The following is a 20,796-nucleotide window of genomic DNA, read 5'->3' on the forward strand; positions in this document are numbered from 1 at the left end:
CCTATGCGTCACTTTATCCTCGGCGCACTGGCGCTGGTCCTGCTTGCCGGCTGCGCCACCCCGCCACCACCGGAGCCTGGCAGCGCCGCGAGCAAGATCGTGGTGATGGGCAAGTTCAAGGGCATCGCGGTCGGCGCCATTCGTGTGGCCCGCGAGAACGGCTTCCTCACCGCCAAGGTGCAACTGAGCAATATCACCAGCAGTAACCAGATGATGTATTACCGCTTCGCCTGGCTGGGCGCCGATGGTTTCCCGGTGGGCGATGAAGAGACCTGGAAAGTGCTGAACCTGTACGCCAACCAGGCGACCTTCCTGCCCGCCATTGCCAATGTGCCCCAGGCCGCGGACTTCCGCCTTGAAGTCAAAACCCCTTGAGCCGTTCATTCTTTTTGCTGCTGAGAGATTTCCCCATGCTTGCACGCTTCTCGATTCTCGCCGTGGTTGCCGTCCTGGCCAGCGGCTGCGCGAATACCTCCCCGGTACTGGGTGGTAAAAACATCAGCTACGGCGACACCAAGGCCGTGGAACTGGTGACCAACGAGTTCGGCTCCACCGACCTGCAGATGATCGCCGAAAGCATGACCCGCTCCCTCGCCCAGTCCGGCATCCTGCAAGGCCGCCCGGTGGTGCAGGTGTATGACGTGAAGAACAAGACCAGCGAGTACATCGACACCCGTGAGATCACCACGTCGATCAAGACCCAGCTGATGAAGACCGGCACCGCACGCTTCGCCAGTGACAACACCGACATGCAAAGCCAGGTCGACCAGCTCAAGCTGCAGAACCAGAGCGGCTTGTACAAGAAGTCCAGCGTCAGCAAGACCGGCAACATGGTCGCCGCCAAGTACCGCCTGGAAGGCTCCATCAGTTCCATCGTCAAGCGCAGCTCGGACTACAAGGACGTGTTCTACAAGTTCAGCCTGCAGCTGATCGACGTCGAGAGCGGCCTGGCCGAATGGATGGACGAAAAAGAAATCCGCAAGACCACGGAGCGCTAGGCAATGCGTGCATGGATCGGTTTGATCGGCCTGTTGTGCGCCTTTGGCGCCTCGGCTGCACCCAAGATTGCGGTGACCGACCTGGCCTACCAGGCGCAGGTCGAGGAGTACATCCACCAGGTTTCGGCCAGCAACAACTTCCAGGCAAGCAGCTACAACGCCAGCGGTGCATCGAACTACAGCGAGTACGAGAGCCGTAGCAGCTACATCGAACAAACCGAGCTGCGCAAGTTCAGCGGTGATATCAAGGGGGAGATTCTCAAGTCCCGCCAGTTCCAGCTGGTGCAGGGCACGCCCTACACCGCCGATGCCAAGGGTGACGTCTATGACGTGATCAAGCGCATAAAGGCCGGTCACTTCAAGGGCGCGGACTATGTGCTGTTCGGTACGCTGTCAGACATCGACTTCACCCAGGACATCAACGCCCTGGACCACACCAACAGCTACTCGGCGGTGCTGGGCCTGACGCTGGTGGCGGATTTCAGCCTGATCAACACCCGCACCTACGAAATCACCTCGGCGTTTACCGCCATGGGCGAAGGCCAGGACACCAAGCTGGTGAACAGCCGCGACATACGCGTGAGCCTGAACCGGCCGCGGGTGGTGAAGGAAGTGTCGAAGGCGCTGGGTGAGGACGTGGCACGGCAACTGGCGGAACAGTTGGGCGGCGGCTATCAAGAGCCTGGCCAGCCGGTGTTGCGCAATAACCTGCCAAGGGATGAAGCGCCGAAGATCCTGCGCTGAAGGGTAATCCTTTGGAAACACACAACCCATGTGGGAGGGGGCTTGCTCCCGATAGCAGGGTGTCAGTCAGCTTAGCTGTAACTGAGACACCGCCATCGGGAGCAAGCCCCCTCCCACACTTTTAACTCGGTTTCTTCAGAGGTACCGAGGTTTACGCCGTTGCGCGATGCAAGCTGGCCAGGAAACCCGCAGCCCCCACGAACAAGCCGGCAAACGTGCGGTTCACACGCTTCTGCTGCTTGGGCGTGCGCAACAGGCGCAAGACTTTCGACGCCAACCCCGTGTACCCCGCCATCACGATCATATCGACGCTGATCATCGTCGCACCGATGATCAGGTACTGCACCAGCAACGGCGCCTGGGGATTCACGAACTGCGGCAGCACCGCCAGCATGAACACCAGGGCCTTGGGGTTGCTGGCGTTGACCAGGAAACCACGGAACATCATCGCCATCGGCTTGCCGAGCGGGCGTATCGCCGCGTCATCGGCCATGTCCATGGGCAAGGCACGCCATTGCTTGACGGCCAGGTACACCAGGTACGCCACGCCAAACCACTTGATCGCATAGAACGCGGTCGACGACGCCGCCAGAATGGCACCCAAACCGCCCGCTACCACGGCAATCTGCATGGCCAGGCCCAGTTGCAGGCCAATGGCGTTCCAGTAACCGCGCAGGAAGCCGTATTGCAGGCCGCTGGACATCGAAGCGATGGCGCCGGCGCCAGGGGAAAGGGAGATGATCCAACTGGCCAGGAAAAAGGCCAGCCACGTGTCGAGTGCCATAGCACACCTCGGGGAAGAGTCAGCGATTGTCGGGCCTTAAGCTAACTCCGCCGAGCAGAGGCTGGCTATAGATTTTTACACGCGGTAAATGCTAGCGGTCGCCAGGGAACACATGGGTGCCGGGCCAACGCCGCACCGAGCGCTGGAAGAACAGGCTGTTAGGCACCTGTACGATGGCGCTGTCGGTGCCTGCCGCTTCCACTTCGATCAGTGTGGTGTAGAGCAAGTTGATCGCCACTACCCTGCCCTTCACGCCGGGCTTGTCGACGGTATCCACCAACTCGACGATGTCACCGAGGCGAAACGGTCCGACGGTAAAGATCAGGATCGCACACAGCAGGTTGGACAACACCGACCACATGGCGAAGAACGCCACTGCCGCCACTGCGACAAACCCCGACAGCGCGGTCCACAACACCGTGGCGGACACACCCAGCCGGCCCAGCACAAAGATCAACGCACTGCCCATGATCAGCCAGCGCAATCCGCCACGCAGGGGCATCAGCAGTTGTGGCGGAAACGGGTAGCGCTCACCCAGGCGCGTCAGGCCCTTGGCGACAAACCGCTGGGCGAGGTAGCCGGCCAGCAGGATCAGCAGGATTTGCACGCCGATCCATACAGGCTCGATCCATTGCGCAGGCAACGGCAGTTGCAAGGCTTCCATCAGGACAGCGCCTCCAGCTCCGCTTGCAGGGTTTCCAGCAGTTCGAGGGCTTCCATCCAGGTTTCCTCCAATTGCCCTTCGCGCACCTTGAGCCTGGCCTGTTCGGCCAGCAGGTCGCGCAGCTCATCCTTGCGCGCAGCCTCGTACACGGCGCTATCGCCCAGGCTGGCTTCGATCTTGGCCAGGCGCTCGTGCACTTTGCCCAACTCGGCCTCAAGCTTGTCGGCTTCGCGCTTGTGCGGCGCCAACTGCTGGCGCAGTGCGGCAGCGGCCTGGCGCTGGGCTTTCTTATCGGTCTTGTCCGGGTTGACCGGGGTGTTGCTGACCGGCGCATTGCGCAGGCGGTAGTCCGTGAGCCAGCGGGCGTAGTCGTCCAGGTCGCCGTCGAACTCTTCGACCTTGCCATCCGCTACCAGCAGGAAGTTGTCGGTGGTGCTCTTGAGCAAGTGGCGATCGTGAGACACCACCAGGACCGCACCGCTGAACTCCTGCAAGGCCATGGTCAGCGCCAGGCGCATTTCCAGGTCGAGGTGGTTGGTCGGTTCGTCGAGCAGCAGCAGGTTCGGGCGGTCCCAGGCAATCAACGCCAGGGCCAGGCGGGCTTTTTCGCCGCCGGAGAAGTTCAGCACCGGCTCATCGATGCGCGCGCCACGGAAGTCAAAGCCACCGAGGAAGTCGCGCAGGGTTTGCTCGCGCTCGGTCGGCGCCAGGCGTTGCAGGTGCAGCAACGGGCTGGCCTTGGCGTCGAGGGAGTCCAACTGATGCTGGGCGAAGTAGCCCACCACCAGGTTCTCGCCACGGGTCAAACGACCGGCCAGGGGTTGCAGCTCGCCCGACAGGTTCTTGATCAGCGTCGACTTGCCCGCGCCGTTCGGGCCGAGCAAACCGATGCGCGCACCTGGGGTGAGCTGCAGCTTGACCTTCTCCAGGATGGTTTTCTCGCCATACCCCAGGCGGGCATCCGAGAGGTCCAGCAACGGGCTGGAGATTTTCACCGATTCGCGGAACACAAAGTCGAACGGCGAATCGACGTGGGCCGCCGACAGTTCTTCCATGCGCTCCAGGGCCTTGATCCGGCTCTGGGCCTGGCGGGCCTTGGTGGCCTGGGCCTTGAACCGGGCGATGTAGCTTTCCATGTGCGCGCGCTGCGCCTGCTGCTTCTCGAACGCCTGCTGCTGCTGGGCCAGGCGCTCGGCACGCGCCCGTTCGAACGCGGTATAGCCGCCACGGTAGAGCGTGATCTTCTTCTGTTCGACGTGGGCAATGTTGTCGACCACGGCGTCGAGGAAGTCCCGGTCGTGGGAAATCAGCAGCAAGGTGCCCTGATAGCTCTTGAGGAAGTCCTCCAGCCACAGGATCGCATCGAGGTCCAAGTGGTTGGTCGGTTCGTCGAGCAGCAGCAGGTCCGAGGGGCACATCAGCGCCTGGGCCAGATTAAGGCGCATGCGCCAGCCACCGGAGAAGTCGGCGACCGGACGATCCATCTGTTCGTTGGTGAAGCCAAGACCGGCAAGCATCTTGCGGGCGCGGGCGTCGGCGGTGTAGCCGTCGGCGCTGTCGAGTTCCGCGTGCAGGCGGGCCTGGGCGGCGCCGTCCTGGGCTTTCTCGGCCTCGGCCAGGTCGTGCTGCACCTGGCGCAGGCGCAGGTCGCCATCGAGCACGTAGTCGATCGCGATGCGGTCCAGGGTGTCGATCTCCTGGCGCATATGGGCGATGCGCCAGTCGGCCGGCAGCAAGCAGTCCCCGGAATCCGGGGTCAGCTCACCCAGCAACAGGGCGAACAACGTGGATTTGCCGGCGCCGTTGGCACCGATCAGGCCGGCTTTGTGACCGGCGTGCAGGGTCAGCTCGGCGTCTTCGAGAAGACGTTGCGGGCCACGCTGTAATGTTAGGCTTTGAAGTCGGATCATAATGGCGGCGGAGTCTACCAGCTTCGTTGGCCGCTGGCTTGGGTGTGAATATGAACGCTGACCTGTGGAGCTTTGCTCTCTCGACTTACGCCCGCCCGGGCGTCGAAGCCGCCTGCCTGCGCTTGCAGGAGCAAGGGGCGGACGTGTGCCTGTTGCTCTGCGGCGCGTGGCTGGAACAGCGGGGCGTGGCACTTGAGCCGGAGCGTATGCGCACCCTGCAACAGCTGGCCCGGCCGTGGCAGGCGCAGGTGATCGAACCCTTGCGGCAGTTGCGTGTGCAATGGCGTGCCAAGGTGCAGCAGGATGAGCAACTGGCGGCGCTGCGCGAGCGGGTCAAAGCCCTGGAACTGGATGCCGAACGGCAATTGCTGACGCGCCTGGAAGCGTTGACGCAGGCATGGCCGAAAGGGGAGATGACTCAACCGCGGTGGTTGGAAGGACTGGCGGCTGAGGATGCCGCCAACCTTGACCATGACGCGCTGCAGCAGCTGCGCGTCATGATCACCGGCACTTAGGAAGCGCTGGTTGGGGTGGTGCTTGGCGCTACCGGTGCAGGGGTGCTGCTGGCCGATGCGGTTGGAGCGGTGGTCGCTGCCGGGGTAGCAGCAGGTGCTGCTGGCTTGGCCGGTGCTGGTTTCGCAGCAGCAGGCTTTGCAACTGGCTTGGCGGCTGGCTTTGCAGCCGGTTTTGCAGCAGTAGGTTTGGCGGCTGGTTTGGCGGCAGTGGTTTTAGCAACTGGCTTCGCGGCCGGCTTTGCAGCAGCGGTTTTAGCAACTGGCTTCGCGGCTGGTTTCGCAGTAGCGGTTTTAGCCGCTGGCTTCGCGGCTGGTTTCGCAGCAGCGGTTTTAGCAACTGGCTTCGCGGCTGGTTTCGCAGCAGCGGTTTTAGCCGCTGGCTTCGCGGCTGGTTTCGCAGCAGCGGTTTTAGCAACTGGCTTCGCGGCTGGTTTCGCAGCAGCGGTTTTAGCAACTGGCTTCGCGGCTGGCTTTGCAGCAGCAGTTTTGGTCGCTGGCTTCACGGCTGGCTTTGCAGCAGCAGTTTTGGTCGCTGGCTTCACGGCTGGTTTTGCAACAGCGGTTTTAGCCGCTGGCTTGGCTGGCGCTTTAGCCGGAGCACGGGCACCCAGCACTTTAGCTACGGCTTCCTTCACACGACCAACGCCCTGGGCCAGTTTCAGGCTTTCTTGAGCATCTTTTTTGAGTTGGGAAATGTAGGTGCGGGTTTCAGCTTGACGATCCTTGAGAGCATCCAGCAGGTCTTCGAGTTCTTTTACCGCGTCTTTGGCTTTGGCTTGTGCCTTGGCCTTGCCGGCAGTGGCGGCGTCTTGCAGTTTGGTGCGGGATTTGTGCAGCTTTTCTTGCGCTTTACCGCGTTGTTTTTCCAGCTTGGCGAGCAGTTTTTCTGCATCGGCCAACGCTTGGGAACATGCGCTTTCCAGATGTTCGAGCAAGCTGCCCGACAATTGTTGGAGTAAATGCAACGGGGTATTTACAGGCTTCTGTTTGGCCGACATGGTTTACCTCCTGGCTGACGTGGGTGCGGCTCATACTAGCCCTCTGCTCTTACCGCCGCTAGGGCATGTTGACAGTATCGTTTGCGTTGCGTTGCAACGTGCGAAAATTCTTATCGATATAACGAAAACACGCGGCACTTTTTACGCACTCGCACTGGCATAATCCGTCGCACTTTCGGCAGGAGAATGCCCATGTTGCGTTACCTTTTCCTTGTGCTGGGCCTGGCGATTTCCACGGCCAATGCGAGCGAGCAATCACCGTCAAAAACCACGCCCCAAGACCAGCACGACCTCGCCTACAGCCTGGGCGCCAGCCTCGGTGAGCGCCTGCGCCAGGAAGTCCCGGACCTGCAGATCCAGGCCTTGATCGACGGCCTCAAGCAAGCCTATCAAGGCAAGCCGCTGGCGTTGGATAACACGCGCATCGAACAGATTCTTGCCGAGCACGAAGCGCAGGCCGAAGCCGACGCCCAAGCGCCTAAAAGCGAAAAGGCGCTCGCCGCCGAGCAGCAGTTTTTAACCAAGGAAAAAGCCGTGAAAGGGGTGCGCGAGTTGGCCGATGGCATCCTGCTCACGGAACTGACACCCGGCACTGGTAACAAGCCTGGCGCGAATGATCAGGTCCAGGTGAACTACGTTGGACGATTGCCCGATGGCACGGTCTTCGATCAGAGCACACAACCCCAGTGGTTTCGCCTGGACAGTGTGATCAGCGGCTGGAGCAGCGCGTTGCAGCAGATGCCGGTCGGGGCCAAATGGCGCCTCGTGATCCCATCGGCCCAAGCCTATGGAGGCGACGGTGCCGGCGAGCTGATCCCGCCGTATACGCCACTGGTATTCGAGATCGAATTACTCGGCACCCGTCATTGAGCCAATAAAAAACGGTGCGCCATGCGCACCGTTCTTATCTCGCCCGCAAAGGTCAGGCCTGGGGGACAGCTTCTTCCTTATGGGCGTTGTGGAGCACTTCGATCAGGCAATCTTCCAGTTCGAAACGCTCATGGAGCAGGCCACCCAACTCCTTGAATTTCTCAGCAACGCACTGGCCGGCATCACACAGGTCGGTGAACGCCAGCAGTTTCTCAGTGATGACATCGATACGCGGGTAAAGGGTCTCGGCCAGTTCCAGACCACGCTTATCATCGAAGGCTTCCGCCTCTTTGGTCAACTGCTCGTAGACACCGAAATGGCCAGCAGACACATAGTCCACCAACACTTCACAGAACTCCTGCAACGGCTTGCGATTCTCAGCCAGGGCCTCGGGCTTCGCGCCGAGAGCATCAAAGGCCCGAACCAGTTCGTGACGTGCCTTCAACCAGCTGTCGATCAGCTTGTGCACCCCACCCCAGCGTTCCTGAGCATTCTGACAACTTTCCAGCATGATGATCTCTCTTCCCTATAGGGGCGCTGCCGCCTGATGCCCGCGCAACACTTCAAGGATAAAACAGCAGCGGGACAAGGCCGCGTCTGACAAACGGTTTCAATAACGCGTGCGGGCCAGATTATGCCCCCATGACTATGGCTTCAAGGTACGCAGGAGAGAAAGTTCATACAAGTGTTTAATCCCGTCCTACAAACTGCGGCCTCCGATCAGTGGCCCGCTGAGCGCAACGGACGGCTCAAGAACAGTCGGGAAAACTGCATGACACCGAGGATCAACATGCCCAGGAAGAACAACAGGCTCCACTCGGGAAGGCTCAGGTCAAATAGCGTCCAGCTTATTTCCATACAATCGACCGTGCCTTCGACCGTCAATTGCAACGCCTGCCACAGCGACAGGTTCTCGAGCATGTGACTGAGACTGGGCCAGCAATCGGCGGCCTGATCCGCTGCGGCATTTTGCAGCAGCACCTGGCGTACGGCGGTGATGGCACCCAGCAACGCACAGACCATGCTCGTAAACCCGTACAAGTAAAAAGTGGAACGCCTGGGGTTGTGGATAGCGGCGACCAGATTGATCAGCGTGAAGGCAGCCAGAAAGGCCCGTTGCATCTGGCACAGGAAACAAGGGCGTAACGAGGCACCGAACTCAAGATAGAAGGACGCACCCAACGTCAGCGCACCCGCCATGAACGCAAGGAAAAACAAGGAGCGTGAAGGGGCCAAAGACATGCTTTATCCGCATCGCGAGAGATAGGTCGTTACGTTAGAGGAAAGGCCTGACCCCTTTCAATACGCGCCAGAGCAGACGATTCCGTGAGAACGTAGGGACATCCCGTCAGAGAATGGAAGACTTGAAGCGCATGAACGTAGGAGTTTGCTTCAAAGCCCCTCAGGGCCGGCATATGCGCAGCATTGAAGGGCTGGTCATCAGAAATATCTGAGCCAACCCTAGACTTCTTCCTGCATCAAACTCGGGCAGGAACTGGCAGCGGAGACGCCAGCAAGCGGTTATCCAATAAGCCCAGGCCTTCCTGGAACAACTGGTTGCTGCGCTCGGTGTCGCCCAACTGCGCCAACAGCCGCGCCAGTTCGGCACAGGCCTCGGGATTACGTTGCACCTGCAGGCTGCTTTCCAGGTAATCACGCGCCTTGCCCCACAGGCTGTTTTGCAGGCACAGACGACCCAATGTCAACAACAGGCTGGCATCGCCCGGGTGGTCCTTTAGCCAGCCCTCGGCAAACTTCAATTGCCGGGCAGGATCACTGCCGCGCAGCAGGCCGTAGAGACGAATCAGGTGGCTGTCGTAGCCGCGCTTGATGGCACCGCGCAACGCCTCCTCCGCCTTGGCATCGGCGCCCAATTGACGCAGTTGCTCGGCATAGGCCAGGACCAGTTGCGGCTCCTGGCGCTGGGCGGAAGTGAGCTGTTGCCAGGCCCGCTCAAGAGACTGCAGGCCGGCTTCGCCCTGCTCTTCGCGCTGGGCCGCCAGGCTCAGGTTCTCCCCCCAGGCACGCCGCTCCAATTCGGCCAATTCGCCGGCGGGCAGTACCTTATCCTTGCGCAGCTCCGGCAACAGGCGGATTACCGACGACCAGTCGCCACGCTGCTGGTGCAGACGCTGCAATTGGCGCAGCACTTGGCCGTTGTGGGGATGACGCTCGTGCATGGCCTGCAAGGTGGTGAGCGCGCCGTCAGTATCGCCACGGTCCAATTGCAACTGCGCATGGCTCAAGGCAACCGCCAGCTCGGCCTGGGGCTGACGCTCCAGGGCGCGCTCGAGCAAACCGTCCGACTCTTCATAACGGCCCTGCTCATTCGCCGCCCGGGCCGCGCCCAGGTAGTACAGCAATGGCTGGCGCTCGGCTTCGGCGGCACGGTGCAGGTGACGTTCGGCACTGGCCCAACGGCCTTCGGCGAGGTCCATCTGGCCCTGTTCAATGGCGATCTGCACGCGGCGACTGCGGTTACGTCGTGACCACGGGTTGACCACGCCACCCGAGGTGGTGACCAGGCTCAGCAATACGCGGATCAAGTAGATAGCCAGGGCGAAGACAAACACCGCCACCACGGTAGCCCATAGGCTCGACTCGTAGTGCAGCACATGAGGATAGGTAATCAGCACGTAGCCGGTGTGTTTCGAAATGCCCACGGCCAGTGCGAGGGCGATTGCAATCGCCAGCACCAGGATCACATAGAAACGCTTCATCGGCTCTACTCCTGCTTCGCCGACGTGGCCGCCGGCGTGGATGCCGCCTTGGCTTCGTCAGCAGACAGATGACGACGTTCGAGGTACGCCTGCACCGCAGCCAGGCTCGCCGCCAGGTCCGGGGTCACCACCGAGACAGCCTTGGGCTCAAGCTCGGCGATACGCGCCAGCATCGCCTTGCTCTGCGGGTTGTCCTGGTTGAAGTTGTCCTGCAACACGCTGCGAGCCTCACCCAGGGAGCGGCTGTACACCGCCGATTCACCATTGAGCGCCGCCCATTGTGCTTGCTCCAGGGCCAGGCTGAGGGCCAGGCGTACCTGGTTCAGGCCTTGACCGGCGAGCAGTGGACGAATGTTGTCGTCGGGGTTGAAGTCGATGCGGAAGTAACGGGAAATCTGCTCCCACCACTGGCTCCAACGGCTGTCCGTATCGGTGCTCGGACGCCCCTGGGATGCGGGCTCGGTCAGTTGATACTCAGGGGCAATGGCCGCCAGTTGCACGACCTGATCACGCAAGGCCGCCAATTGCAGATACAGCCCGGTGCGATCCGGCTGCTCAGTACTGCGCAACGCGGCAAGGCTCTTGGCCAGCTGCTCGCGGGCAGCGTAGGAGCCCGGATCGCTTTGCTCGCGAAGAATCTCGTCGGCGCCCTGGACGAGGGCCTGGGCGCTGTTGATGTCTTGCAAGGCAGACAAGCGCAAACTCGCCAGGCGAATCAGGTGCTCGGCCTCAGCCAGGCGCCAATCCTTGCGGCTGGCACCCAGCACGGTTTCCAGGCGCTGGCTCAAGCGCTGCTGGTCACCCTGCAACTGGGCCACCAGCCGACGGCGCTCCTCAAGCTCATCCGCACCCGGCAGTTGCGCCAGGCGTGCAGCCAGTTGTTGCTGGCTTTGCTTGAGGGCCTGGGATTGGTCATCCAGGGTCTGCACTTGACCCAGTTGGTGCTGGCTGCTGGCTTGCAGGGCACGAACCTGCCAGAGACCCCAACCGCCGGCGGCAACACCCGCAGCGCCAAGCAGCAGGGCGACAACTGCCAGGCCATTGCCGCGGCGCGGCGCGGTGACCGGTGACTCAACCGACGCATCAAGTGCGGGTTGGGTTTCATCTTTAGGCAAGGCTGTTTCGCTCACGTATCCGTCCTTTGCGTATCAGAGAGTGGGAACGGCATGACTCCGTAACGCCACTAACAAAGCCGCGGCACTCGCGCCGCGACAATCCACAACTTTTTCTGCGCCAGCGGCCCGCGCCATCTCGGCGACTCGCGGGCTGGGCACGAACAACGGCAGCTGCGCCACCTGTGGCCAATCGGATCCGGCCAGGGCCTGCAGGTGCAAAAAACCCTGCCCACTGCTGACCACCAGGCCGTTCAAGCGTTCCAACTGGATGTGCCGGGTCAGTACACCGGTGTCGTAGGCCGGAAGGAAACGACGATACAACTCCAAGTAGTCGACACTAGCACCTTGCTCGCGCAAACGCTCAGCCAGCAGCTCCCGCCCCCCCTCGCCGCGCAGGATCAACACCCGCGCACCGGGCCGTGCGATAGCCTCGCGCAACGCAGGCAATTGAAGCAAGGCCTCGCTGTCGTCGCCGGTTTGGGGATAGTGAACGGGAAGGCCGTGATCAGCCAGGACCTGCGCGGTGGCCGCACCGACGCTGAACCACGGCAGTTGCGGCCAGGCTTGATCCAACTGCTGCACGGCAAGCCGCGCGGCCGGTTTGCTCACCACGATCACTGCACAGTAGCGGCCAAGATCACCGAAGACGGCCTGTTGTTCGGGGGTAACGGGTAACGGTTCGATGTCCAGCAAAGGCAAGCTGCTGCTGAAGATACCGGCTTCGGACAACGCCGCCGCCAGGGCCGCCGACTCCTCGGCAGGCCGTGTCAGCAGCACGCGCCAACCGGTCACTGCGGGCCGGCCTCGCCGTAGACTTTTTGCAGAATGGCGCCAGCGCCCTTGTCCAGCAGCTCTTCAGCCACCTGGACACCCAGGGCGATGGCGTCACGCTGCGGACCACGGATTTCAGCAGTCAGCAGAGTGCCCCCATCCGGATCCCCAACCAGGCCACGCAGCCACAGGTTTTCACCTTCGAGCACGGCGTAGCAGGCGATCGGCACCTGGCAGCCACCGTTGAGGTGCTTGTTCAGGGCGCGTTCGGCCGTGACACGCACTTCGGTCTCGTAGTGATCCAGGGGGTTGAGCAACGCGTGGATTTCACGGTCGGCAGTGCGGCATTCGATGCCCACGGCGCCTTGCCCGCCAGCAGGCAGGCTGTCTTCGACGCTGATGGCCGAGGTGATGCGGTCTTCGAAGCCCAAACGGATCAGGCCGGCGGCGGCGAGGATGATCGCGTCATACTCACCGGCATCGAGCTTGGCCAGGCGGGTGTTGACGTTGCCGCGCAGGAAGCGAATCTGCAGGTCCGGACGACGGGTCAACAGCTGTGCCTGGCGACGCAGGCTGGAGGTACCGACAATGCTGCCCAGGGGCAGGTCATCCAAAGACGCAAAGGTATTGGAAACGAAGGCGTCACGCGGGTCTTCACGCTCACAGATGCAAAACAGGCCCAGGCCTTCGGGGAAGTCCATGGGCACGTCTTTCATTGAGTGCACAGCGATGTCGGCTTCGTTTTCCAGCAGCGCGGTTTCCAGTTCCTTGACGAACAGGCCCTTGCCGCCGATCTTCGACAGCGGCGAGTCGAGCAGCTTGTCGCCGCGACTGACCATGGGCACCAGGGTCACCTTGAGGCCGGGATGGGCCTGCTCAAGGCGTGCTTTGACGTATTCGGCCTGCCACAAGGCCAGGGCGCTTTTACGGGTGGCGATGCGGATTTCGCGAGAGGACATGGATCAATCCGTACTGAATAGATACGGCAGATAATAACAGCTCAGGCAAATACGCTTTGATTTGAATCAGCAAGTGCGGGGCCTCCCTGGCCACGTCGCACCGGGATAATGAATGCAGGCTTGCCAAAACCCTTGGGCTAAAGCTGCTGCATCATCTTGCGCACGCCGGCAACATGGCGCCGGCTGACGATCAACGCATCCCCGTTAAGCCCTTTGAGGAATAACTGAAAGTGCCCGAGGGGCGTGCGCTGCAGGCGCTCGATTCGCTCACGGGCCACCAGCGCGTTCCGGTGGATTCGCACGAAGCGGTCACCGAATTCATCCTCAAGGGCCTTGAGCGGCTCATCGAGCAACACTTCGCCAGCCTCATGCCGCAGGGTCACGTACTTGTGATCGGCAATGAAGTAGACCACCTGGTCCAAGGGGATCAACTCGATGCCTTTGCGTGTGCGGGCGCTGATATGGCTGCGCGGCCCGTTGCCGCTTTGGGCGGCTGGCTGGGTCAGGGCAGCGAGTTGGGCGCGGTTGGGACGTTCGGCTTTCTTCAGGGCCCTGAGCAAGGCCTCGGCAGTCACTGGCTTGACTACGAAGCTGACACCACTGGCTTCCAGTGTCTGCGCGGCAAACTCTTCTTGCGCGGCACACAACACCACGGCAGGTGGCGATTCGCGCTCACTCAGGCGGGCAGCCACTTGCAGGCCATCGAGGCCCGGCATGCGGATATCGAGCAACACCACGTCCGGCTTGAGGCTGTCGATCAACGTCAACGCCTCCTCGCCGCTGGTGGCACTCGGTTCAAGGACTGTATAACCCTCGAGTTCACTGACCAAACGGCTCAGTCGCTCGCGGGCTTGGGGTTCGTCATCAACGATCAGGACATTCATATAGCGCTGGATTCCTGCGTGAGTCTCGCACAAGGATAGCGTAGACAGGTGCGGTGACTTGCGTCACAGCGATCCACGCTAAGACTAGCGCGAGCGGCAAAAAGTGCCCTGACAGCGGCACCCATATTTACCCGGACCTGTTCAATAGCGCCCAAGACCTGCTGCCTTCGGGCATCGTCGTAGGGTTTGCTGATACACAATCCGAATACCCCCCTTTTAAATGGATAGTCAGGCTCTGACCGCATTACCCGACTTTGGTGCATTCACACACTATCAGTCCAACTGTAGACGCTCGCCGAGACGATATTGCTCAATCGTCAAATATCGTATCAATAAGCACCTGTCTCCAGTCTCGTCCCGGACGCGGTCGGCGGCAAGGCACTTAGCCATCCTTTGCACAAATAAAAATGCCGACGACCCGCGGCACCGCCTCCAAGGGCAACCCTGTTATTATCGCCGGCACACTTTCATGCCTCTTAATAAGCAGACCACGAGCGAACCCATGAGCACCGACAAGACCAACCAGTCCTGGGGCGGCCGCTTCAGTGAACCCGTCGACGCCTTCGTCGCCCGCTTCACCGCCTCCGTCACCTTTGACCAGCGCCTGTACCGCCACGACATCATGGGCTCCATAGCCCACGCGACAATGCTGGCCAAGGTCGGCGTGCTGACCGACGCCGAGCGCGACAGCATCATCGATGGCCTGACCACCATCCGTGGTGAGATCGAAGCCGGTACGTTCGACTGGCGTGTCGACCTGGAAGACGTGCACATGAACATCGAGGCCCGTCTCACCGACCGTATCGGTGTGACCGGCAAGAAACTGCACACCGGTCGTAGCCGTAACGACCAGGTGGCCACCGACATCCGCCTGTGGCTGCGCGATGAAATCGACCTGATCCTGGCCGAAATCACCCGCTTGCAGAAAGGCTTGCTGGAGCAGGCCGAGCGTGAGGCGGACACCATCATGCCTGGCTTCACCCACCTGCAAACCGCACAACCCGTGACCTTCGGCCACCACCTGCTGGCCTGGTTCGAGATGCTCAGCCGCGACTACGAGCGCCTGGTGGATTGCCGCAAGCGCGCCAACCGCATGCCGCTCGGCAGCGCAGCCCTGGCCGGCACCACCTACCCGATCGACCGTGAGTACACCGCACAACTGCTGGGTTTCGACGCCGTCGGCGGCAATTCCCTGGACGGCGTGTCCGACCGCGACTTCGCCATCGAATTCTGCGCCGCCGCCAGCATCGCGATGATGCACCTGTCGCGTTTCTCCGAAGAGCTGGTGCTGTGGACCAGTGCGCAATTCCAGTTCATCGACCTACCGGATCGCTTCTGCACCGGCAGCTCGATCATGCCGCAAAAGAAAAACCCCGACGTGCCCGAACTGGTGCGTGGCAAGAGCGGCCGTGTATTCGGCGCACTGATGGGCCTGCTGACCCTGATGAAAGGCCAGCCTTTGGCCTACAACAAGGACAACCAGGAAGACAAGGAACCGCTGTTCGATGCCGCCGACACCCTGCGCGACTCGCTGCGCGCGTTTGCCGACATGATCCCGGCGATCAAGCCCAAGCACGCGATCATGCGTGAAGCGGCCCTGCGCGGTTTCTCCACGGCGACTGACCTGGCGGACTACCTGGTACGCCGTGGCCTGCCGTTCCGCGACTGTCACGAGATCGTTGGCCATGCGGTGAAATACGGCGTCGACACCGGCAAGGACCTGGCGGAAATGAGCCTGGAAGAGCTGCGCCAGTTCAGTGACCAGATCGAACAGGACGTGTTTGCCGTGTTGACCCTGGAAGGCTCGGTGAATGCCCGTAACCACGTGGGCGGTACCGCGCCGGCGCAGGTGAAGGCTGCGGTCGTGCGCGGCCAGGCCCTGCTCGCCAGCCGCTGAAAAAGGTGGGAGGGGGGCAACCCTCTCCCACATTTGATCATTTTTTGGCCGCAATCATCGCCATGAACGCCGGCATCGCGGCCTCCCTGTCCGCCGCCACCTTCTGCGCATTAGGCATGGCATGCAGTCGCTCCAGCAACGCTCTGGCCGCCGGCAATTCAGCCAACAGGTCCAGGCCAAACAGCTTCTCGCCCACCGCACAGGCGAGGTTCACGCTGTACATGAAATACAGATCCGCAATCGTAAAGCCCTCCCCCGCCACAAAAGGCGCGAACTTGCCGTGACGGCCTAAAGAGCCGATCCCCAGCAGCAACTCAGCCCTGGATTTCGCCTTGATCGCCTCCGGCACCGGCATACCGAAAAATGCCTCGGCAAAACACGCGCGGGCGGGCAATTCGATGTACAGCTCGATTTCCCTGCACAACGCCAGCACTTGGGCACGCTGGAACGGGTCGGCCGGCAACAGCGACGGGCCTTCCTGGGAGTGCTCGATGTATTCGAGGATCACACTGGTTTCGTTGATAAACCCCTGCTTCACGCCCAGCACCGGCACCTTGCCACGCGGGCTGACCGCCAGGGCTTCAGGGGTTTGCCCGGCATAAAAGGGCACCTCCTCAAAAGCCAGGCCTTTCTCCAGCAGTGCCAGTTTCACCATGTTGTAGTAGTTGCTGACCGAGAATCCGTAAAGCTTGAGCATCGCAAAGCCTCCAGGCCGTGTGCGGGGTTGGCTGCAGGAGTTATAGATCCCAGGGCCGGTCCTGACCAGCAGCATCACCTGCCTGAATGGGGGTAGACTGGCGCCCTTTCCTTGAGGAGCCTGCCATGAGCGAGCCGACCGATATCGACAGCGACGAAGAAGAGTTCACCGAAAACACCTTGATCGAAGCGATCGAAAACCAGATCGAAAGCGACAATCCGCCCGCAGCCAAGGCCACTTTCAATAAACTGACCCTGGTGGGCTATGAACGTGAAGAGATCCTGAATCTCATGGCTCATGTGTTGGCTTTCGAGATCGACGCGATGCTGGATGATGACCGCGCATTCAATACCGAATGGTATGAAACAGCGCTGCGGGCACTGCCTGAGCTGCCGCCCGAAAAGGAATAATCCCGGCACACCGCAACACGCTGGACAGTTCGGCAAAGTGCGTTCACCTTATGGCCTGCTAGCCTCTAATAAATTTTAGAAAGTCTGGAGTCCTTATGTCGTATACCCCTGAGTTGGTTGCCGAACTGGAAATCCTTGTACTCTTCCCCTTGGACAGCACCAAGGAAGGTCTGAAAGTCCATCAGACCGCCGCTCCCTCTGCCATCGCCGCTGCCAAGCGCCTCCATGCGAAAGGACTTATCGATCAACCGGACGGAGGCTACCTGACCAGCCTTGGCCGGGACGCTGCAGAGCAGGCCCAAACCCTGCTGACCATCCTGAGCACCGCCAACACCAAAGAAGCCGCCTGATCCGTATACCGCCCATGGAGTCCGGCTCTTGCGGACTCCGAGGGCACTGTTGTGCAACGGCCCGCTTTTTGACGTCAAAAACCATTTCCCTCTAAACCTCCTACGCGACTGGCTGTAAACTCCTACATGGCCGCCCGCGTCGGGCCCTGCGAGCCACCGAGTTCGACATGACCCGCACCCATGAAATCCGCCCTGACCTGGACGAAGGCATCGACCGCAAGGTGCTGGCCCAATTGCGTGCGCGCTTCATGGCCCTCAATGAAGGTCGCATGGCTCGTGCCGTCGAAGGGCTGACGCCGCGCCAGCAAAGCGTGCTGACCCTGCTGCCGCTGTTTTTTCACGTCAATCACCCACTGTTGCCGGGGTATGTATCGGGCAGTACGCCGGCCGGGCTGTCGAACTTCGAGCCCGACGCCCAGGCACTCACGGAAGTCCAGCGCCTGACCCGCTCGTTCTCTTATAAGCCGCGTCCAGTCAATCAACCCAAACCGATCCACGGTCTGTTCCTGATGGGCAGCCTCGGCACCCTCGCCCAGGCCGACCAGAGCGACATGGATGTGTGGGTGTGCCACGCACCCGACCTGGGCGAAAACGAGCTCGCGGAGCTGCGTAAAAAATGCCAACTGCTGGAAGCCTGGGCCCTGGGCATGGGCGCAGAAGCGCACTTCTTCCTGATTGAGCCGACGCGCTTTGTACTCGGCGAGCGCGACACCCAACTCAGCTCCGACGACTGCGGCACGACCCAGCATTACCTGTTGCTGGACGAGTTTTACCGCACAGCCATCTGGCTGGCCGGGCGTACGCCGATCTGGTGGCTGGTGCCGGTGTATGAAGAGGCCCGCTATGCGGAATTCACCCACACGCTGATCTCCAAGCGTTTTATCCGCGCCGATGAAACCCTCGACCTCGGCCACATGGCGCGTATCCCTCCCGGTGAATTCATCGGTGCCGGGCTGTGGCAACTGTTCAAGGGCATCGAGTCGCCCTACAAGTCGGTGCTCAAGCTGCTATTGACCGAGGTCTACGCCAGCGAGCACCCGAACGTGCACTGCCTGAGCCTGCGCTTCAAGCGCGCGGTGTTCGCCAACCAGATGGACCTGGATGAGCTGGACCCGTACATCGTGGTGTACCGCCGTATCGAGGAATATCTCAAGGCACGCAACGAGCCGGAGCGCCTGGAGCTGGTGCGTCGCGCCCTGTACCTGAAGGTCAACCGCAAGCTCAGCGCCGGTCAGCGCAGCACCAGTTGGCAGCGGCTGTTGCTGGAGCGCCTGGCCCACGAGTGGGGCTGGGACCAACGCCAACTGGCGCTGCTGGACAGCCGCAGCCAGTGGAAAGTACGCCAGGTGGCCTCCGAGCGCCGTGCCCTGGTCAGCGAGCTGAACTACAGCTATCGCTTCCTGACCCAGTTCGCCCGGACCGAACAGACGGTCAGCCTGATCAACAAGCGCGACCTCAATGTGCTGGGACGGCGCCTGTATGCCGCCTTTGAACGCAAGGCCGGCAAGGTTGAATTCATCAACCCCGGCATCGCCCCGGACCTGGCCGAAGACACCCTGACCCTGGTGCAATCGCCCAACCGCAAGGAGCCCGGCCAGCACCACTGGGGCCTGTACAACGGTAATCTCACAGCCCTGGAATGGGAGCACTTCGCGCCGATCAAGCGCAGCCGCGACCTGTTGGAAATGCTCACCTGGTGCCACCGCAACGGCGTCATCGACAGCAGCACGCGCCTGGCGCTGCACCCCGGCACCAGCGACATGACCGAATTCGAGCTGTTCAACCTGCTGGGCAGCCTGCAGCAGGCTATCGCCCTACCCCTGGCCAGCGTTGATGAAGCGCGCCTGCTGCGCTCGGCGGTGCCCGAGGAAGTGTTGCTGCTGATCAACGTCGGCGTCGACCCGCTCAAGCATCATCGCGACCTGAATATCCTGATGACCACCGAGCGCACCGACTCCCTGAGCTATGCCGGTGTGCGAGACAACCTGGTACTGACCCTCGATCAGGTCACGCTCAACAGCTGGAACGAGGTGATGGTCAGCCGCTACGACGGCCCCCATGCCCTGCTCGATTGCCTGCGCGACTACCTCAATCAACTGCCGTCGGATCATCTGCCTCGGCTGCGGGTGCGCTGCTTCTGTCACAACCGCGCGCAGTTCATTGCCCAGCGAGTGGAAGAAATCTTCGACACCGCACAGAACCTGCTGCTGGGTCAGGGCAATCACCGCTACTTGCTCCAGGTACAGCAGCACTATCACGTGATGGAGTTGATGCCCGGCCAGGCCACCCACGTATCACTGGCGACCCAGGATGCGCTGGTCGCCTACCTCAGCGAAGAATTGGCCAGCTACAGCCCGTTGCACCTGGATGCCATGGCCCTGGAAGACCACGACCTGGCGCTGTTGCTGCCCATGGGCATGGCCGATTGCGTGCAAGTGTTCTACCGGGTCAACGAAGGCTTCGCCGAGCTGTATGTGCTGGATGAATTCAACGCGCTCTGGCAGCAACGCTTGCCGTTTCATGATGAGCAGAGCCTGTTGGCGCCGTTGCAGCGCTTTTTGCAGTCGATCATCTATCGCCGGGAAGCACTGTCGCCCCTGGACACGCAACAACCGTTGGGTGAGGTGCAAATCTTGTACTACCAACTGCTGCCGTCAGGCAGCACGCGCGCGCGTGGGGTGGAGCCGCGGCCAGCCCCGCAGAACCCCGCGAACAAACCGTTTTATGACGTGCAGGCGATTATCGGCAAGGCGGCGCCGGGCCAGGTGGGCATAACCCTGTACTGCAATCAGCGGGAGTTTTCCGAGCTGGAGTTTGGCGACCAACTGTTTGCAGTGGTCGCCCAGGAAATCGTCGGGCAACGCCGGGAAACCGAGCGCTACCGCTGCTACATCACCGACCTCGACCTGTCGGGGCTGCTCGGTGATGTGCAAAGCCCAAGCAATTTGTACCTGCGCTACAAGGCCGAGCTGGAGCTCGCGCTGAATGAGGCGCTGAGCCAGGTCTAGAGAGGGAAGGCGCCGCCATCCTTGGGCTGACCATCAACACTGAGCAGCTCAAGCTTGAGGGTCTTGCCGCCCGGTGCCGGCCAATCGATGTGCTGCCCTACCTGCAGGCCAAGCAAGGCACTGCCCACCGGGGCCAGGACCGAAATCTTGCCTTCATCGGCATTCGCATCTTTCGGGTAGACCAGGGTCAGGTGGTAGTCCTTGCCGCTGCCTTGCTCACGGCAATGCACACTGGAGTTCATGGTCACGACCGTTGCAGGCACTTCATCGTGGCCAACCACTTCTTCGGCGCGGTCGAGTTCGGCTTGCAGTGCAATAACGCCCGGCTGCGTCTCGTCCATACGGTCGATCAATTGCTCAAGACGCTGCACATCAAGACGGGTGAGGATGATGGAAGGTGCGGTCATGATTCAGGCAGACTCCTTTTTTCTGCACAAAAAAGCAAAACCCCGCCAGGAAAAGGCGGGGTTCTCACGGGCCTCGATGAGTTGAGGCGTATCCG

At 61.4% G+C, this 20,796-nt stretch carries 22 protein-coding genes and 1 pseudogene; 9 read left to right on the top strand and 14 right to left on the bottom strand.

Annotated elements, in window-relative coordinates:
• The first annotated feature begins 3 nt into the window (after window positions 1-3).
• The 3 genes from PspCFBP13509_RS06285 to PspCFBP13509_RS06295 are packed head-to-tail and all read left to right on the top strand — an operon-like array spanning window position 4 to window position 1,742.
• Window positions 4-375 carry a YcfL family protein gene (locus tag PspCFBP13509_RS06285; RefSeq protein ID WP_015886478.1) on the top strand — a complete coding sequence of 124 codons (372 nt, stop codon included), beginning with the start codon at window positions 4-6 and terminating at the stop codon, window positions 373-375.
• Between the two features lie 35 nt (window positions 376-410).
• Complete coding sequence (gene lpoB / locus PspCFBP13509_RS06290) at window positions 411-998, top strand: penicillin-binding protein activator LpoB (protein ID WP_027608342.1); 588 nt, start codon at window positions 411-413, stop codon at window positions 996-998.
• A 3-nt stretch (window positions 999-1,001) separates the two neighbouring features.
• The gene (locus PspCFBP13509_RS06295; RefSeq protein ID WP_065926669.1) at window positions 1,002-1,742 is read left to right on the top strand and encodes a penicillin-binding protein activator LpoB; all 741 of its coding nucleotides are present in this window, start codon (window positions 1,002-1,004) and stop codon (window positions 1,740-1,742) included.
• A gap of 151 nt (window positions 1,743-1,893) precedes the next feature.
• Here the strand turns inward: PspCFBP13509_RS06295 and PspCFBP13509_RS06300 are convergent, their stop codons facing one another.
• The 3 genes from PspCFBP13509_RS06300 to PspCFBP13509_RS06310 all read right to left on the bottom strand — a co-directional run bounded on the left by PspCFBP13509_RS06300 (window position 1,894) and on the right by PspCFBP13509_RS06310 (window position 5,100).
• The gene (locus PspCFBP13509_RS06300; protein WP_027608340.1) at window positions 1,894-2,526 is read right to left on the bottom strand and encodes a LysE family transporter; all 633 of its coding nucleotides are present in this window, start codon (window positions 2,524-2,526) and stop codon (window positions 1,894-1,896) included.
• Window positions 2,527-2,617: 91 nt separating this feature from the next.
• The gene (locus PspCFBP13509_RS06305; protein WP_003176850.1) at window positions 2,618-3,190 is read right to left on the bottom strand and encodes a mechanosensitive ion channel family protein; all 573 of its coding nucleotides are present in this window, start codon (window positions 3,188-3,190) and stop codon (window positions 2,618-2,620) included.
• Window positions 3,190-5,100 carry an ATP-binding cassette domain-containing protein gene (locus tag PspCFBP13509_RS06310; protein ID WP_065926670.1) on the bottom strand — a complete coding sequence of 637 codons (1,911 nt, stop codon included), beginning with the start codon at window positions 5,098-5,100 and terminating at the stop codon, window positions 3,190-3,192. The genes PspCFBP13509_RS06305 and PspCFBP13509_RS06310 overlap by 1 nt, the downstream gene beginning before the upstream one ends.
• 50 nt (window positions 5,101-5,150) lie before the next feature.
• Here PspCFBP13509_RS06310 and PspCFBP13509_RS06315 point away from each other — a divergent pair, with 50 nt between their 5' ends.
• Window positions 5,151-5,615 (top strand): TIGR02444 family protein, encoded by a 465-nt coding sequence (locus tag PspCFBP13509_RS06315; RefSeq protein ID WP_065926671.1) that lies wholly within the window; start codon window positions 5,151-5,153, stop codon window positions 5,613-5,615.
• On the opposite strand, the gene PspCFBP13509_RS06320 is transcribed toward PspCFBP13509_RS06315, so the two are convergent.
• Window positions 5,612-6,613, bottom strand: a complete 1,002-nt coding sequence (locus PspCFBP13509_RS06320) for an AlgP family protein (protein ID WP_137211706.1) — start codon at window positions 6,611-6,613, stop codon at window positions 5,612-5,614. The two genes, PspCFBP13509_RS06315 and PspCFBP13509_RS06320, sit on opposite strands and share 4 nt — an antisense overlap.
• 192 nt (window positions 6,614-6,805) lie before the next feature.
• Between PspCFBP13509_RS06320 and PspCFBP13509_RS06325 the strand changes: the two genes are divergently transcribed.
• On the top strand, window positions 6,806-7,483 hold the full coding sequence (locus PspCFBP13509_RS06325) for an FKBP-type peptidyl-prolyl cis-trans isomerase (RefSeq protein WP_137211707.1): 678 nt from the start codon (window positions 6,806-6,808) through the stop codon (window positions 7,481-7,483).
• A 52-nt stretch (window positions 7,484-7,535) separates the two neighbouring features.
• On the opposite strand, the gene PspCFBP13509_RS06330 is transcribed toward PspCFBP13509_RS06325, so the two are convergent.
• The 8 genes and pseudogenes from PspCFBP13509_RS06330 to PspCFBP13509_RS32095 form a co-directional block, all read right to left on the bottom strand.
• Window positions 7,536-7,994: an Rsd/AlgQ family anti-sigma factor gene (locus PspCFBP13509_RS06330; RefSeq protein ID WP_027608335.1), complete on the bottom strand. Its 459-nt coding sequence runs from the start codon at window positions 7,992-7,994 to the stop codon at window positions 7,536-7,538.
• 209 nt (window positions 7,995-8,203) lie between these two features.
• The gene (locus PspCFBP13509_RS06335) at window positions 8,204-8,725 is read right to left on the bottom strand and encodes a disulfide bond formation protein B (protein WP_065926673.1); all 522 of its coding nucleotides are present in this window, start codon (window positions 8,723-8,725) and stop codon (window positions 8,204-8,206) included.
• Window positions 8,726-8,961: 236 nt separating this feature from the next.
• Window positions 8,962-10,203: a heme biosynthesis protein HemY gene (locus PspCFBP13509_RS06340; RefSeq protein WP_065926674.1), complete on the bottom strand. Its 1,242-nt coding sequence runs from the start codon at window positions 10,201-10,203 to the stop codon at window positions 8,962-8,964.
• Between the two features lie 5 nt (window positions 10,204-10,208).
• Window positions 10,209-11,333, bottom strand: coding sequence for a uroporphyrinogen-III C-methyltransferase (locus PspCFBP13509_RS31635; protein ID WP_065926675.1), 1,125 nt, complete (start codon window positions 11,331-11,333; stop codon window positions 10,209-10,211).
• A gap of 18 nt (window positions 11,334-11,351) precedes the next feature.
• Window positions 11,352-12,110, bottom strand: coding sequence for a uroporphyrinogen-III synthase (locus PspCFBP13509_RS31640; protein WP_065926676.1), 759 nt, complete (start codon window positions 12,108-12,110; stop codon window positions 11,352-11,354).
• Window positions 12,107-13,048 carry a hydroxymethylbilane synthase gene (gene hemC, locus PspCFBP13509_RS06350; RefSeq protein WP_065926677.1) on the bottom strand — a complete coding sequence of 314 codons (942 nt, stop codon included), beginning with the start codon at window positions 13,046-13,048 and terminating at the stop codon, window positions 12,107-12,109. The genes PspCFBP13509_RS31640 and hemC overlap by 4 nt, the downstream gene beginning before the upstream one ends.
• A 137-nt stretch (window positions 13,049-13,185) precedes the next feature.
• Window positions 13,186-13,932 (bottom strand): LytR/AlgR family response regulator transcription factor, encoded by a 747-nt coding sequence (locus tag PspCFBP13509_RS06355; RefSeq protein WP_065926678.1) that lies wholly within the window; start codon window positions 13,930-13,932, stop codon window positions 13,186-13,188.
• A pseudogene (locus tag PspCFBP13509_RS32095) lies at window positions 13,929-14,045 on the bottom strand (sensor histidine kinase); the annotation flags it as partial. The gene PspCFBP13509_RS06355 and the pseudogene PspCFBP13509_RS32095, both read right to left, overlap by 4 nt.
• 389 nt (window positions 14,046-14,434) lie before the next feature.
• On the opposite strand from PspCFBP13509_RS32095, the gene argH reads away from it, so the two are divergent.
• On the top strand, window positions 14,435-15,829 hold the full coding sequence (gene argH, locus PspCFBP13509_RS06360) for an argininosuccinate lyase (RefSeq protein ID WP_137211708.1): 1,395 nt from the start codon (window positions 14,435-14,437) through the stop codon (window positions 15,827-15,829).
• A gap of 37 nt (window positions 15,830-15,866) precedes the next feature.
• On the opposite strand, the gene PspCFBP13509_RS06365 is transcribed toward argH, so the two are convergent.
• A complete protein-coding gene (locus PspCFBP13509_RS06365) occupies window positions 15,867-16,526 on the bottom strand; it encodes a glutathione S-transferase family protein (RefSeq protein ID WP_137211709.1) in 660 nt (219 codons plus the stop codon).
• 125 nt (window positions 16,527-16,651) lie between these two features.
• Between PspCFBP13509_RS06365 and PspCFBP13509_RS06370 the strand changes: the two genes are divergently transcribed.
• From PspCFBP13509_RS06370 to PspCFBP13509_RS06380, 3 genes are all read left to right on the top strand, one after another.
• On the top strand, window positions 16,652-16,936 hold the full coding sequence (locus PspCFBP13509_RS06370; RefSeq protein WP_065926681.1) for a hypothetical protein: 285 nt from the start codon (window positions 16,652-16,654) through the stop codon (window positions 16,934-16,936).
• 95 nt (window positions 16,937-17,031) lie between these two features.
• Entirely contained in the window at window positions 17,032-17,286 is a 255-nt protein-coding gene (locus PspCFBP13509_RS06375) for a TIGR02647 family protein (RefSeq protein ID WP_027608325.1), read from the top strand.
• Between the two features lie 167 nt (window positions 17,287-17,453).
• Entirely contained in the window at window positions 17,454-20,294 is a 2,841-nt protein-coding gene (locus tag PspCFBP13509_RS06380) for a class I adenylate cyclase (protein WP_137211710.1), read from the top strand.
• On the opposite strand, the gene rnk is transcribed toward PspCFBP13509_RS06380, so the two are convergent.
• A complete protein-coding gene (rnk, locus tag PspCFBP13509_RS06385) occupies window positions 20,291-20,701 on the bottom strand; it encodes a nucleoside diphosphate kinase regulator (protein WP_053127715.1) in 411 nt (136 codons plus the stop codon). The genes PspCFBP13509_RS06380 and rnk overlap by 4 nt on opposite strands.
• Window positions 20,702-20,796: the final 95 nt, after the last annotated feature.

Origin of the sequence: Pseudomonas sp. CFBP13509 (genome assembly GCF_005233485.1) — a bacterium.
Taxonomy (GTDB): domain Bacteria; phylum Pseudomonadota; class Gammaproteobacteria; order Pseudomonadales; family Pseudomonadaceae; genus Aquipseudomonas; species Aquipseudomonas marginalis.